This is a genomic window from Sorangium sp. So ce426 (assembly GCF_051475585.1).
GTDB classification, from domain to species: Bacteria; Myxococcota_A; Polyangia; order Polyangiales; family Polyangiaceae; genus Sorangium; species Sorangium cellulosum_B.
Map to the genome: position 1 here is coordinate 337,335 of NZ_CP150341.1, position 13,861 is coordinate 351,195.

Here is a 13,861-nt window from a genome sequence, read left to right on the forward strand (position 1 = left end):
CCCGGTGCAGGGACGACGACCTGGGCCCCTCGTTCCTCGTGACGGTCGGCCCCGGCTGAGATCTCCGGCCAGCTCCTGCTGAGCAGAGCTGCCCTATCTCGACCGCCCGCGCCCGTGCAAGCAGGTGTCGTACCGATCCGGGACCAGCGTCTCAGCAGGACGCGGAGTGTCCCCCCCGGACGCAGGCCCGGCTGACGAGAGCTGAGCCCCGACGGCATCCGAGCATCTCCTCGTCCACGCGTCCACGGTGGTGGCCCTGCGGTGAACGCTCGGCGCGGCCTCGCACGGGTGCGCTGGCGCCAGGCCCGGCCTCGGATCGTGGGCGTCCATCTATCCAGAATACACGCACGCCCGGGCCCGTGCGCGCTGGCCTCGATGTTGCTCCAAGGGTGACTCGCGTGCGACGGCTGGCCGGTTGTCATCGCGCGCGCGGGCGCGGTCACCTGGCTCGCCCCCGTTCGTTCATCGCCGGGTGTCACACCCAGGGGCGCTGCTCCTGCTCAGTCGGTCCACCCCGAGTTCTGGGGTCTTAACACGAGGATTGATCCACCATGTCCACACAAAAGCATTCTAGCATTCTGAGTACGTCAGGCCAGTCTGCCGCTCCGCTCGTCATTTACGAAAGCCAGCACCTGACCCTGTCTCTCGTTGAGCCGACATGGATTCAGTGCGAGGATCAAACCAGGCATTGGCCTTGGACGATCACCTTGTCTGCCACGTCGAGGGGTGACTACGATATCGCCCTGCGCGCGTTCACCCTCACCCTCGGGACGACCGACAACAACAACCACTACAGCGTGGGATGGGTCGTCCCCGACCAGCCGTCCAGGCCGCAAATCCTTACTATCCCACAGCAAAAAATCCTCGCCAGGCAGACCGCGGCTCTCAACGTGAGCTCCCAGGCCTGGGTGGCTTGCTCGGCTTCGAACCTGAGTGGTGTTGCCGTCACGTTCATCGCTTCCGATGTCGACACCGGGAAGGATCCCGTCTACGCTCTGACTGGAAACACGCCCATCCCCACGGTAGACGGGAAAGTCATCGGAACCAACCTCTACAGTGCCTGACGCCGCCCGTGCGGGATAGGGGGCCAAACACCGCTCCGAAGGCAACTGGCATCTTGCCCCGCTGTGCCAGTTGACATGGACGCACTGCCACGGTGCGGTCGTGGCGTCCCGTGTAGCCGAGGTGACCACGGCAGCCCAAGGCGACGGATCGACCATCGCGAGCTCCCCGGGCCCGCGACTCACCGGTTGGGCCCATGTTCGGGCCATGCCTTTCGAAGGGGCGCGATCGGTGGTCTGGGACCCCAAAACTGTGGTCAAAGTGACGGATCGCGGTGGTTCGCCACCGCGAGTTCGTCGCCGACGAGAAGCAGATCGAGCCTAGAGGCAGCGCAGCACGTTGTCGCGCACGAGCTGCCAGATGGGCTCGGGGATCCCGCCCAGCCAGCGCGCGTCCCGCTCGACCGGCGCCTCGGCGTCGTCGAGCGGGTCGTCGTGGCTATAGACGAGCCGCCACTGCCGCTCGCTCGATCATGATCTGGTGCCAGTGAAGGGGCGAGCGGCGAGAGCACGGCCGCGGGCGAACCGGAGCGCTCCGGGAGAGCCTGCCGGCACCGTCTGTCTCGGAATCGCCCAGCGCTTGTCAACGAAGGAGGCTCGGCGCGTCGCGCCTCCCTCAGGGCGAGCAGCCTCGCAACGGATGTTGATCACGAGCCGAGCCCGCTGGAGGGAGAGCTCTCCGCCTCAGCGGTTCTTCTTCACGTCCTTCGCGTGACCCAAGCTGGGCGGCTTGCCGCGCAAGCAACTCCAGACAGCGAGCACCCCGATGAGGCGCATCTCCGGCTCAACCGCGTAATATACATGGTACTGCGTACGCGACAGCAAGACACGCCGCACTCCATCCTTCGCCTTGGGGCCGTAGGGGGCTCCCATCTCCGGCGTGCGCTGCAGCATGCGGAGCGCTGCGGCGAGCTCATCGGCGAACAGCGACGGCGCCGCGGGACGGTTTTCGCGCCACCATGCATCCACCGCGCGCGCCTGCTCGGCCGATCTCCCCAGGAATCGGACCTTCACCCGCGCGCCCGCAGCTCGGCGAGCAGCACGTCGGCCTCGATACCTGCCCCTGTTCGCATCTCGGCGAGCCCCTCTTCGAGGGCCGCGTGCAGCTCTGCGCGCTCCTCGTCGTCGAGCTCGTCGCCCGGATCGGCGATGACGAGATCGAGCACCATGCCCTCCGGCAGATCCGTGGGCTCGTCCACGACGATGCGACCGTTCTGGACGCGGGCCTTGAGCGCTTGCACGTCGCGAAGCGTAGCGCCGTCATCACCTTGTTGCACCAAGGAGCAGCGGCATCCCGCCGTCGTGGCCATGGTGCGCCATGGAACAGCGGCATCCTCGACGTCACACGAGCCCGGGCGTGGGACACACCTCTTCCCGGGTGTCGCTGCGCGGCCAGCGTGCGGGTCGCCTCGAGCACCCCGACATCCAGGCGAGCTGGCTGAGCGTCCTCCCCGTGTCCGCTCGGACTACAGGCAGCGCAGCACGTTGTCGCGCACGAGCTGCCAGATGGGCTCGGGGATCCCGCCCAGCCAGCGCGCGTCCCGCTCGACCGGCGCCTCGGCGTCGTCGAGCGGGTCGTCGTGGCTGTAGACGAGCCGCCACAGCCGCTCGCTCACCGAGCCATTCCGGTCGATCACGAAGCGGTGAACGAGCTTCTTCGCGAGCTCCTCGCCCTCGACGTCGAGCAGCAGCACCGGCGGCGCCACCTCGATCTCGCCCGCGTCGCGCAGCGGCTTGAGCCGGACATAAGCCCCCTTCACGAGATCGGCCTCGTCCGGCGGCTCGAACCCCGCCGCGCGGAAGTCGCACGGCGCCTTGGTGTTGCCGATGAGGTAATACGCCCCCTGGGTCTCGGCGAGGATCGCGCCGCCCAGCCTCCCTACGCGTGCCATCTAGACCTCCTCCGCGGTGCCGCCCTCGTCCGAGAGCACCAGCGAGCGCCCCGGCGTCTGGCCCGGGAGCGCGGCTCCATCCCACGTGTACTTGTTGGTATACCCGCGCGGGGTGACCATGTACCCCTCGAACATGAAGGTGTTGGTCGACCCGACGAGCACCGTCGTCAGCATCCCGATCTCGTACTCGAGGAAATGGTCGAGATCGGTGAGCACCGCGCTCTCCAGCTTGCGGTAAGCGCTCTTCACCAGCGCGACCGGCGTCGTGCCCGCGCGGTGCTGGCGGATGATCTCCTGCGCCCGCACGATCTGGCGCGTGCGCCGCCCGCTCGCCGGATTGTAAAGGCCAATGACGAAGTCGGCCGCGGCCGCGGCCTCGAGCCGCCGCTCGATGACCGGCCACGGGGTCAGCAGGTCGGAGAGCGAGATGGCGCAGAAGTCGTGGCCGAGCGGCGCGCCGACGAGCGACGCGCACGCGTTGAGCGCCGTCATCCCGGGCACGAGGCGGAGCTCCGGCGACTCGCCGCGCTTCCAGCCGATCTCCTCCAGCACCTGGAAGACGAGCCCGGCCATGCCGTAAACGCCCGCGTCGCCCGACGAGATGATCGCCACGCGCGCCCCGTCCCGCGCCCGCTCCACCGCGGCGCGCGCCCGGCCGATCTCCTCGGTCATGCCGGTCTTGATGATCTCCTTGCCCTCGATCAGGTGCTTCACCAGCCGGATGTACGTCGTGTACCCGACGATGAGGTCCGAGGCCGCGATCGCCTCGAGGGCGGCGCGGGACGCGTGCTCCTCGGCGCCAGGGCCGATCCCGACGATCGACAGGACTCCTTTGCTGTCACCCATGGCTCTCCTCCACGTTGCGCTTCGCGAACGGGACGCGCGCCACCGCGAGCGTCATGGACCGCCCCACGCCCTCCTCGGTGTACGCCCGCTTCGGCACGAGCAGCCTCGCGGCCCCCGCCGCCCGCAGCGCGGCCGGCTCGGCGACGCCCCGGGCGCCGACGTGCTTCTTCACCGTCTCCGACGGGTTCTCGATGCCCTCGGTCGCGTCGAGCTCCTCGGGCGTGAACGTGACGAGCGGCCACCCCCGCCGCGCCGACAGCGCGAGCAGCGCCTCCTCGTCGGCCTTCTTGTCGATCGTCGCCAGCGCCTTCACCGACCTCGCCGACAGCCCGTGCTCCTCGAGCAGCCGGTCGACGCCGCGCTCCACCATGGCGAGCGGCGCGCCGCGATCGCAGCCGATGCCGAGGACCAGGCTCTTCGGCCGGTAGACGACGGCGCGCTCGACGATCCCGGGGTGCGAGCGGGAGAGATCGCGGTCGCTCGCGACGAGCAGGATCTCCCACGCGCCGGGATCCACGCCGTCGAGCGACGTCGCGTAACGCACGCCCGGCGGAAGCGGCGTCGCCTCGGGCCAGAACGAGGGCTCGCCGGTCTCCTGCACGAACAGCACCGGCGCGGCGTTCACGACGGCGGCGCAGCCGCGCGTCACGTTGCGGTCGGGATCGTCAAGGGTCCACCCGAGGTCCCGGCCGAGGATGTCGACCGTCAGCGTCCCGAGCGCGTCGGACGCCGTGGTCACCACCGGCTGCGCGCCGAGCAGCCCGGCCACCTTCTCGGTGAACGCGTTGCCCCGGCCGACATGCCCGGAGAGCACGCAGATCGAGAAGCGCGCCGTGTCGTCGACACACACGACCGCAGGATCGACCTTCTTGTTCTTGAGCAGCGGCGCGATCATGCGCACCACCGCCCCGACGCTGATCACGAAGACGTGGCAGTCGTAGAGCGTGAACGCCTCGTTCAAGAGCGGTCCCATCGGCAGCGGCAGCGGCTTCGCCCCCGCCGGGGCGCCGTCGAACAGCTTCTGCGACACGTAGAGATCCGCGCCCGGCAGCCCCTCGATGAGCTTGCGCGCGATGGAGATCCCGTGCCGCGTGATGGCGTAGATGGCGTACGGCTTGCGCTCGGCGGTCATGGGGCCTCCGGTTCGGTAAGAGCCTTGTCGAAGCCGCCCGGCGGCGAGGCCGGGGCTTCCCCGACGAGCAGCCCGCTCCGCTCCCCGCGCGTGACGACGACCATGGCGAAGCAGTCGCCCCGCTCGCCCTGGGCGGCCCGGAGGTCGCGGACGATCCGCTGCTCGGGCATCGTCGCCTTCGACACGAACACGGCCCGATCGAGGAGGCCAGCGCGCGTGAGCGCCTCGGTCACCTTCGGCATCTCCGAGCCGATCTTCATGAGGACCACGGTGTCGAAGCGCTGGAGGACGTCGGTCAGGTCGTCGACGCCGTACGTGGCGGGCAGGATGGCTATCCGCTCCTGCCCGTCGGCGAGCGCGAGCCCGCTCACGGCAGGGACCGCCGTGACCGAGGTGACGCCGGGGACGACCTCGACCTCGAGCCCGGGGAGGCGGCGGAGCGCCTCGCGGCGCACATAGACGAAGGTGCTGAAGAGCGACGGATCCCCCTCGGTGGCGAACGCCACGGTGAGGCCGCGCGAGAGCCGGTCGCCGATCTGCTCGACGGCCGCGTCCACGTAGGGGCGGACGCGATCCGGGTCCTTGCTCATGGGGAAGGTGAGGAGCAGCCGCTCCTTGTCCCGCTGCTTGCCGACGACGGGCTCGAGGATCCGGTAGGCCATCGAGGCGCCGAAGTCCGAGCTGCGGGGGAGCGCGAGCACGTCCGCCTCCTGCAGCACGCGCACGGCGCGCAGCGTGAGCAGGTCCGGCGCGCCAGGGCCGACGCCCACGCCGTAGAGCTTGCCGAGGCCGCTCATGACGCCTCCGAGGTGGCCCGCCGCGCGCCGCCGGCCGCAGGCTGGGTCGGCGCCGCGCCCTCCACGGCCTCCTCGGCGTTCGCCGGCTTGGTCGCGGCGAAGATGTGGATCGGGTTCAGCGCCTCGTACCGCACGTAGCGCGCGAGCGGGACGCCGCGCGAGACCGAGAGCAGCGTGACCTCGGGGTCGAGCCCCCGCGCCCGCAGCGCGCGGTACGTCTCGGCGACGTTCTCCATCGTGATGGCGTTGACCACGAGCCGGCCGCCGGGCCGCAGCCGATCGAGCGCCACCGTGACGATCTCCTCCATGCTCCCCTTGCTCCCTCCGACGAACACCGCGTCCGGGTCCTCGAGCGCCGCGAGCGCCTCCGGCGCGCGGCCCGCGACGACGCGCACGTTGTCGACCCCGTGCGCGCGGACGTTGTCGCGGCAGATCTCCACGCCCTCCGGGTCGACCTCGATCGCATGGACCCGCCCGAGGGGGCAGAGCATCGCCGCCTCGATCGAGACCGACCCCGAGCCGGCGCCGACGTCCCAGACGACCGCGTCGGGGCGGATCGCCATCGAGGCGATCGAGAGCATGCGCACCTCGCGCTTCGTGATGAGGCCGTTCTTCGGCATGCGCTTCGCGAACGCGTCCTCGTGCAGGTAGGGGACGGCCGGCGGCGGGCGCCACGCGGGATCGCTCCGCAGGAGCAGGAGCACGTTCAGCGGGCCGATGTCCTCGCAGGCGGCGAGCGCGGCGAGGTCGAACGCGCGCACGCGCTCGCCGGCGCCAGCGAGGCTCTCGCAGACCCACGCCTTCCAGCCGGCGTCGCCGTGCTCGAGGAGCCGCGCCGCGAGGCGGGCCGGGCTGTTCTCCCCGTCGGTCAGCACCGCGACCTTCGAGAGGCGGCGGAGGCGCGTCGCGAACCCCTCGGGGGAGCGCCCGTGGACCGAGACGAACGCGGCGTCGTCCCAGGCGATGCCGGTGCGCGCGAACGCCCACTGGACCGAGCTCAGGCTCGGGATGATCTCGACGTGCTCGCCGCCGAGCTTCCGGACGACGAGCGCGCCGACGCCGAAGAACAGCGGGTCGCCCGAGGCGAGGATGCACACGTTCTGCTCGGCGGACAGGGCGTCCACGCGGTCGAGCGCCGCGGACAGGCCGCCCTTGAGGGCGATCTTCTCGCCGCGGAACTGGGGGAAGAACTCGAGGTGCCGCTCGCCCCCCACGAGCACCTCGGCGCGGGCGACCGCGGACGCGGCGCGGCTCGACAGGCTGGCGCACCCGTCGTCGCCGATGCCGACGACGGTGACGGCGCGGCGCGCGCTCATCGCGCCACCTTGGCCGGCTCGGCCGGGCCCGCGGATGCTGTCGGTCCTGCCGGTCCCGCCGAGTCCGCCGACAGGAGCAGCAGCGCGTGGACGATCGCGACGGCGATGGGGCTGCCACCCTTGCGGCCGCGCGCCACGATGAAGGGGAGCCCGGACTCGAGCAGGGCCTCCTTGGACTCCGCAGCCGAAACGAAGCCGACCGGCACGCCGATCACGAGCGCCGGCCGCGCGCCCTCCTCCCGGGCGAGGCGCACGACCTCGAGCAGCGCCGTCGGCGCGTTGCCGATCGCGACGATCGCGCCGTCGAGGAGCCCGAGCCGGTGCGCCTTGCGCATCGACTCGATCGCGCGGGTCGAGCCGGCCGCGGAGGCGGCCTGGATGACGTCGTCGTCCGAGATGAAGCAGTGGATCGCGCAGCCGTAGGAGGCGAGCCGCTGCTCGTTCAGGCCGACGCCGATCATCTTCACGTCGACGAGGACCGGCGCGCCGCCCCGGAGCGCCGCGATGCCCCGCGCGATCGCCTCGGGGTGGAGCCGCATGAGCGACGAGAACTCGAAGTCGGCTGTCGCGTGGATCACGCGGCGGACGACCTGCCACTCGGCCTCCGGGAAGCCGTGCGCGCCGGCCTCCTCGTCGATGATCGCGAAGCTCCTGTCCTCGATGCGCCGCCCGAGCGCGGTCATCTGCCGCATGTCGTTCACCGCGCGCACCTCATCACCGCTCATGGCTCCTCCGCCTTCTCCGCTCTGTCCGCACCGATGGCACCGGCGTCGCCGGCCGGATATCGGCCGAGCAGCGCCCCGTTGAAATCGACGAGGCAGGCGTGCACCTCGAGGGCGCCGCCCGCGTGACGCGAGGTGTGCTCGACGACGCGCCGGCAGATCCCCCCAGGCACGCCGGTGAGCCCCTCGCGCTGGCACAGCTCGAGCACGTGCCGCGCGGTGTTCGCCTGGCGGATCTCGGCGGCGATCTCCGGCCGCGCGCCGAGCTCCTCGGCGATCTGCGCGAGCAGCTCCATGCTCACCTCCGAGCCGGCGGCGTGCGTCATCATCTTGCCGTCGGCCATCTTCGAGAGCTTGCCGATCATGCCGACGATGACAGCGCGCGCGATCCGCCGCCGCGCGGCGTGGCGGACCCCGGTGCCGATGAAGTCGCCCACCTGGATGAACGCCTCCTCCGGGAGCTCCGGGTAGAGCTTCATCGCGTACGCCTCGGATTTGCCGCCGGTCGTCAGCGCGAGCGCCGCGATGCCGCGCTCCGCGGCGACGTCGATCGCCTGCACGACGCTCGCGCGGAAGGCGGCGGTCGAGTACGGCTTCACGATCCCGCTCGTCCCGAGGATGGAGATGCCTCCGATGAGCCCGAGCCGCGCGTTGATGGTCTGCTTCGCCATCTCCTCGCCCTGGGGGACGCTGAGGGTCACCGTGGCCCCGGCGAAGCCCGAGCCCTCGAGCTCCTCGAGGACCATCTCGGTGATGTTCCGGCGGGGCACGGGGTTCACGGCGGGCGCGCCGACGGGCAGCCCGAGCCCCGGCTTGGTGACGATGGCGACCCCGGCGCCGCCGCGGATCTCGACGCCCGGCTCGCGGCGGAGCTCGACCTCGGCGACGAGCTCGGCGCCGTGCGTGCAGTCGGGATCGTCGCCGGCGTCCTTGATGACGCTGCACGTGGCGCGCGGCCCGTCGCGATCGCAGCGCCTCAGCGGGAAGGTGACCCTCTGCCCGTTCGGCAGCGTGGTCTCGATGGCGTCGACCGCCGCGCCGCGCGCGAGCACGCGCGCCGCCGCCTTGGCCGCGGCGGCCGCGCACGCGCCCGTCGTGAACCCCTCGCGCTGCCCCTTCGGGTCTCTCGGCCGGAGCTCTGCCATCGCAGGTGCCGCAACGACTACAACGATTTTCGCGCGGCGTTGTGGGAGAAGCTTTCGAGGCGCGCGCCGCCCTCGGGCGGCGTGACGATTTCCTCCCCTCCTGGTCGGTCGGGGCGAAGCTCCCGGAGAGACCCTCAGCCCACGAACGCCCGCGCGCTCTCGAAGAGGCGCAGCCAGGGGCCGCGTTCCGACCACTCGGGGGGAGCCCAGCTGTGCTGCACGGCGCGGAAGACGCGCTCGGGGTGCGGCATGAGGATCGTCACACGGCCGTCGTCGGTGGTGAGGCCGGTGATGCCGTCGGGCGAGCCGTTGGGGTTGGCGGGGTAGCGCGTGGCGACCTGACCGCGGCCGTCCACCCAGCGGGCCGCCACGCGCGCCGCGCGGCGATCGGCGTCGCTTTCGAAGTGGGCATAACCCTCGCCGTGGGCCACGGCCACGGGCAGGCGCGCGCCCACCAGGCCGCGCAGCAGCACCGAGGGGCTCTCCAGGATCTCGACCTGGGCGAGGCGGGCCTCGAACTGTTCGGAACGGTTCTTGACGAAGCGCGGCCAGCGCTGGGCACCGGGGATGATGTCCTTGAGGCCGGCCATCATCTGGCAGCCGTTGCAGATGCCGAGGGCGAAGGTGTTCGGTCGCCTGAAGAAGGCCGACAGCGCCTCGCGCGTCTCGCTGTGAAAGAGCGCCGAGCGGGCCCAGCCCATGCCGGCGCCGAGCACGTCGCCGTAGGAAAAGCCGCCGCAGGCGGCCAGGCCGCGGAAGCTCTCGAGCGACACGGCGCCGCTCATCAGATCGCTCATGTGCACGTCGTGGGCGGCGAAGCCGGCGCGGTGGAAGGCGGCGGCCATCTCGATCTGACCGTTGACGCCCTGCTCGCGCAAAATGGCCACCTTGGGCCGTTCGCTGGCGGCTTCGATCAGCGGACGAGCCAGCGATCGTTCGACGTCGAAGGGCAGATGCGGCGAGATGCCCGGATCCCCGGCGTCGAGCAGCGCGTCGAACTCCTCGCGGGCCTTCTCGGGGTTGTCGCGCAGCGCTCGCATGCGGTAGCTGGTCTCGGACCAGGCGCGGCGCAAGTCCACGCGCGGCTCGTCGAGCACGACCTGGCCGCCCGCGGTCACCACCAGCCGATCGTCGCTGCGGAGCTTGCCGACGACGTGCGCCGCTCCCTCGAGACCGGCGCGGGCGAAGGCCGAGATGACCTCGGGCGCGTCCTGGGCACGCACCTGCAGGAGGGCGCCCAGCTCTTCCGAGAACAAGGCTGCAGCCTGAGCGGCCGGAAGCGAGATGTCCGCCGCCAGCGCATCGAGCGACAGCTCCGCGCCGACGCGGCCGGCGAAGCTCATCTCGGCCCAGGTGACGAACAGGCCGCCGTCCGAGCGATCGTGGTAGGCGAGCACCAGCCCCCGCTGCCGCAGGCCCTGCACGGTCTCGAAGAAGGCGCGCAGATCGGCCGGCGAGTCGACGTCCGGCACGCTGTCGCCCACTTGCTCGCTGACGGTGGCGAACGCCGAGAGGCCCAGCCGATTCTTGCCGCGCCCCAGGTCGACGGCCACGAGCACGGTGTCCCCGGCGTCGGTGCGGAGCTGGGGCGTGAGCGCGCCGCGCACGTCCGGCACACGGGCGAAGGCCGAGACGATGAGCGAGATGGGAGAAACGACGCTCTTCTGGCCGCCGTCCCAGACCGTGCGCATCGACATGCTGTCCTTGCCGACGGGGATGGCGAGGCCGAGCGCCGGGCACAGCTCGAGGCCCACCGCCTTCACGGCTTCATAGAGCCTGGCGTCCTCGCCGGGGGCGCCGGCCGCTGCCATCCAGTTCGCCGACAATTTCACGCGCTCGAGGCTCTCGATCGGAGCCGATGCCAGGTTGGTCAGCGCCTCGCCCACGGCCATGCGCGCCGAGGCCGCAGCATCGAGCACGGCGAGCGGGGTGCGCTCGCCCATGGCCATGGCCTCGCCGCCGTAACCCGTGTAGTCGGCCAGCGTCACCGCTGCATCGGCCACGGCCACCTGCCAGGGTCCGACCATCTGATCGCGGTGCACGAGGCCGGTGATGGTGCGGTCGCCGATGGTGATGAGGAAGGATTTGTCGGCCACCGTGGGCAGCCGCAGCAGGCGGTAGACCGCCTCGCGCAGCGGCAGCTTGGCGGCGTCGAGCGCCTGTCTGGGCGAGGGCAGGCGGCGGACGTCGCGCGTCATCCTGGGCGGCTTGCCGAGCAAGACCGACAGCGGCATGTCGATCGGCTGGTCGTGGAGCTCGGCGTCGTCGATCACCAGATCTTTCTGCGCCGTCGCGTGGCCGACCACGGCGTAGGGGCAGCGCTCGCGCCGGCAGATCTCCTCGAAGATCGCAAGGCGCGAGCCGTCCAGGGCCAGCACGTAGCGCTCCTGCGCCTCGTTGCACCAGATCTCGAGCGGCGACATGCCGGGCTCGACCGAGGGCACCCGGCGCAGCTCGAAGCGCCCTCCCACGCCCGCGTCGTGCACCAGCTCGGGCAAGGCGTTCGACAGGCCGCCGGCGCCCACGTCGTGGATGCTGAGGATGGGCGAACCGGCGCCCAGGGCGTTGCAGCGATCGATGACCTCCTGGCAGCGCCGCTGCATCTCCGGGTTGTCCCGCTGCACCGAGGCGAAATCCAGATCGGCGGACGACGAGCCCGAGGCCATCGACGACGCCGCGCCGCCGCCCAGGCCGATCAACATGGCCGGCCCGCCGAGCACGACGATGGGCGCCCCGGCCGGGAAGGTCTTCTTCAGCGCCAGCTCGGGCCGCACATTGCCGAGCCCGCCCGCCAGCATGATGGGCTTGTGATAGCCGCGCACGCTGGAGGCCGAGCTGCCGTCGCCCGGCACCTTCTGCTCGAAGGTCCGGAAGTAGCCGGCCAGGGCAGGGCGCCCGAACTCGTTGTTGAAGGCGGCGCCGCCGAGCGGCCCGTCGATCATGATGTCGAGCGCCGAGACGATGCGATCGGGCTTGCCGATCGACTCCGCTTCCCACGGCTGCTCGAAGCCGGGAATGCGCAGGTTCGACACCGAAAAACCGGTGAGCCCGGCCTTCGGCTTCGCGCCTCGCCCCGTGGCGCCCTCGTCACGGATCTCGCCGCCGCTGCCCGTCGAAGCGCCGGGATGCGGCGAGATGGCCGTGGGATGGTTGTGGGTCTCCACCTTCATCAGCACGTGCGCCGGCTCGCGCCGCGCCTCGTACAGCGCGCCGGCCCCCGGCTGTGGAAAGAAGCGCTCGGCGTCGAGCCCCTCCATGACCGCCGCGTTGTCGCTGTACGCCGACAGGACATGGTGCGGCGTCGCCGCGAAGGTGTTCTGGATCATCTTGAACAGCGAGAGCCCCTGCGCCTCGCCGTCGATCACCCAGTCGGCCTTGAAGATCTTGTGCCGGCAGTGCTCGCTGTTGGCCTGCGCGAACATCATCAGCTCGACGTCGCTCGGATCCCGCCCCAGCTCCGTGAACGCGGCCAGCAGGTAGTCGATCTCGTCCTCGGCCAGGGCCAGGCCGAGCTCTTTGTTGGCGCGCGTCAGCGAGAGCCGCCCCTCGCGCGACAGCGGCACGCGGGCGAGGGGACGCGGCTTTTCGTCGCGAAAGAGCGCCTGCCCGGCCGCCAGATCGAAGGCCACCGACTCGGTCATCCGATCGTGCAGCGCCTCCGCCGCGCGCGTCAGCTCCTCGCCGGTCAGCGGCCGCGACGCCCGCACGTAGTAGGCGATGCCCCGCTCGATCCGCTGCACCGCCGCGAGCCCCGCCACCCAGGCGATGTCGGTCGCCTTCGAGCTCCAGGGCGAGAGCGTGCCGAAGCGCGGCACCACCAGCACGAGCTGACCTTCGTCCTCGCCCGTCCCGCCCCCGCCGTGCGCCAGCGCGTCGTCGTCCAGGAGACGCGACAGCACGTGCTCGCCGCGCTCGTCGAGCGAGGCCCGCGAGTGCACGAAGTAGATCCAGCGGCTCCCCAGCCCGACCACCTCGGGCACCCGCTGCTTCAGCTCGGTCAGGCGCTTGTCGGTACGAAACGGAGAGAGAGCGCGCGCGCCGCGGACGTGTCGGAAGGCAGCCATGGCGGCCATTTGGCCCATGGGGGCAGCCGGTTCAACCGAAACGGGCAGCCACGGGGCTGGGGCCCGGTGTCCCCGCCACCCCTCGCAAAATCCCGAACGATTACAAGGACTTCTTCGCAGGGTTGTTGAAGAAGCTCTCCAGGAGCACGCTCCCCTCCGGCGCGCCGAGCGAGACCAGGTGGTCGCGGAGCGGGTAGAGGATCGCGCCGTCGCCCGCGCAGAGCACGGCGTCGTGGGGCCCTGCCGCGAGCTCTCGCTCCACGAGGGCGCACGCGCGCGCCGGCCGCTCGGGGTGGCCGATCGGGGGGAGATCACGGGCGACCGCGAGGCGGACGGCGGCGGGGAGGCGCTCGCGGACGAACGGCTCGGAGGCGAAGGTCTCGCCCGGCTCGACGAGCCAGAGCAGGTCGAGCTGCGCCGCGCCGGCGGCGGCCGCGCTCCGGGCGATCCCGAGGGCGGCGGTGATGCCGGTGTCGGTGGCGATCACGAGCGCGCGGCCAGAGAAGCCCGGCGCGAGCCGCAGCTTGCCCCAGGGGCCGCTCCACTCGAGCTCGGCGCCGACGGCGATGTCGTTGAGCACGTTCGAGCCCGGCCCGGCCCCGACGCGCTTCACCGCGATCTCGACAGCGCGCTGCTCGGCGTCGCTGGAGAGCAGCGAGTAGGCGCGCTTCGCGAGCCTGCCGCCGGGCAGGGTGACGCCGGTGTTGATGATCACGTACTGCCCGCCGGCGAAGCCGATCTCCGCGCCGTCGACGCGCTCGAGCCGGAGCAGCCGGGCGGCGTCGCCGAGCGGCGTTGCGTGGGCGATCCTGATCTTCGGGTTGCCTTGTGTTGCCATGACGTCACTCCTGCGTTCGCGCGGTCGCAATCACGCGCCCATGGTCGC

At 71.4% G+C, this 13,861-nt stretch carries 10 protein-coding genes and 1 pseudogene; 1 reads left to right on the forward strand and 10 read right to left on the reverse strand.

Annotated elements, in window-relative coordinates; genetic code table 11:
* The first annotated feature begins 551 nt into the window (after window positions 1-551).
* On the forward strand, window positions 552-1,064 hold the full coding sequence (locus WMF44_RS01290; RefSeq protein ID WP_437297305.1) for a hypothetical protein: 513 nt from the start codon (window positions 552-554) through the stop codon (window positions 1,062-1,064).
* A 681-nt stretch (window positions 1,065-1,745) separates the two neighbouring features.
* Here the strand turns inward: WMF44_RS01290 and WMF44_RS01295 are convergent.
* The 10 genes and pseudogenes from WMF44_RS01295 to WMF44_RS01340 all read right to left on the reverse strand — a co-directional run bounded on the left by WMF44_RS01295 (window position 1,746) and on the right by WMF44_RS01340 (window position 13,813).
* On the reverse strand, window positions 1,746-2,075 hold the full coding sequence (locus WMF44_RS01295; RefSeq protein WP_437297306.1) for a type II toxin-antitoxin system RelE/ParE family toxin: 330 nt from the start codon (window positions 2,073-2,075) through the stop codon (window positions 1,746-1,748).
* On the reverse strand, window positions 2,072-2,302 hold the full coding sequence (locus tag WMF44_RS01300) for a hypothetical protein (protein ID WP_437297307.1): 231 nt from the start codon (window positions 2,300-2,302) through the stop codon (window positions 2,072-2,074). Before WMF44_RS01300 ends, WMF44_RS01295 begins: the two co-directional genes overlap by 4 nt.
* 225 nt (window positions 2,303-2,527) lie before the next feature.
* A pseudogene (gene cobJ, locus WMF44_RS01305) lies at window positions 2,528-3,799 on the reverse strand (precorrin-3B C(17)-methyltransferase).
* A complete protein-coding gene (locus tag WMF44_RS01310) occupies window positions 3,792-4,931 on the reverse strand; it encodes a cobalt-precorrin 5A hydrolase (RefSeq protein WP_437297308.1) in 1,140 nt (379 codons plus the stop codon). Before WMF44_RS01310 ends, cobJ begins: the two are co-directional and overlap by 8 nt.
* The gene (gene cobI / locus WMF44_RS01315; protein ID WP_437297309.1) at window positions 4,928-5,728 is read right to left on the reverse strand and encodes a precorrin-2 C(20)-methyltransferase; all 801 of its coding nucleotides are present in this window, start codon (window positions 5,726-5,728) and stop codon (window positions 4,928-4,930) included. Before cobI ends, WMF44_RS01310 begins: the two co-directional genes overlap by 4 nt.
* Window positions 5,725-7,044, reverse strand: a complete 1,320-nt coding sequence (gene cbiE / locus WMF44_RS01320; protein WP_437297310.1) for a precorrin-6y C5,15-methyltransferase (decarboxylating) subunit CbiE — start codon at window positions 7,042-7,044, stop codon at window positions 5,725-5,727. Before cbiE ends, cobI begins: the two co-directional genes overlap by 4 nt.
* The gene (locus WMF44_RS01325; RefSeq protein ID WP_437297311.1) at window positions 7,041-7,769 is read right to left on the reverse strand and encodes a precorrin-8X methylmutase; all 729 of its coding nucleotides are present in this window, start codon (window positions 7,767-7,769) and stop codon (window positions 7,041-7,043) included. The genes cbiE and WMF44_RS01325 overlap by 4 nt, the downstream gene beginning before the upstream one ends.
* Window positions 7,766-8,911 carry a cobalt-precorrin-5B (C(1))-methyltransferase gene (locus WMF44_RS01330; RefSeq protein ID WP_437297312.1) on the reverse strand — a complete coding sequence of 382 codons (1,146 nt, stop codon included), beginning with the start codon at window positions 8,909-8,911 and terminating at the stop codon, window positions 7,766-7,768. The genes WMF44_RS01325 and WMF44_RS01330 overlap by 4 nt, the downstream gene beginning before the upstream one ends.
* A 134-nt stretch (window positions 8,912-9,045) precedes the next feature.
* On the reverse strand, window positions 9,046-12,975 hold the full coding sequence (gene purL / locus WMF44_RS01335) for a phosphoribosylformylglycinamidine synthase (protein WP_437301515.1): 3,930 nt from the start codon (window positions 12,973-12,975) through the stop codon (window positions 9,046-9,048).
* Between the two features lie 100 nt (window positions 12,976-13,075).
* Complete coding sequence (locus WMF44_RS01340; RefSeq protein WP_437297313.1) at window positions 13,076-13,813, reverse strand: FAD-dependent oxidoreductase; 738 nt, start codon at window positions 13,811-13,813, stop codon at window positions 13,076-13,078.
* Window positions 13,814-13,861: the final 48 nt, after the last annotated feature.

Coding starts and splice junctions, on each gene's coding strand:
- cobI (WP_437297309.1), bottom strand. CDS start 5,728: ATGAGCGGCCTCGGCAAGCTCTACGGCGTGGGCGTCGGCCCTGGCGCG.
- purL (WP_437301515.1), bottom strand. CDS start 12,975: ATGGCTGCCTTCCGACACGTCCGCGGCGCGCGCGCTCTCTCTCCGTTT.
- cbiE (WP_437297310.1), bottom strand. CDS start 7,044: ATGAGCGCGCGCCGCGCCGTCACCGTCGTCGGCATCGGCGACGACGGG.
- WMF44_RS01310 (WP_437297308.1), bottom strand. CDS start 4,931: ATGACCGCCGAGCGCAAGCCGTACGCCATCTACGCCATCACGCGGCAC.
- WMF44_RS01340 (WP_437297313.1), bottom strand. CDS start 13,813: ATGGCAACACAAGGCAACCCGAAGATCAGGATCGCCCACGCAACGCCG.
- WMF44_RS01290 (WP_437297305.1), top strand. CDS start 552: ATGTCCACACAAAAGCATTCTAGCATTCTGAGTACGTCAGGCCAGTCT.
- WMF44_RS01330 (WP_437297312.1), bottom strand. CDS start 8,911: ATGGCAGAGCTCCGGCCGAGAGACCCGAAGGGGCAGCGCGAGGGGTTC.
- WMF44_RS01325 (WP_437297311.1), bottom strand. CDS start 7,769: ATGAGCGGTGATGAGGTGCGCGCGGTGAACGACATGCGGCAGATGACC.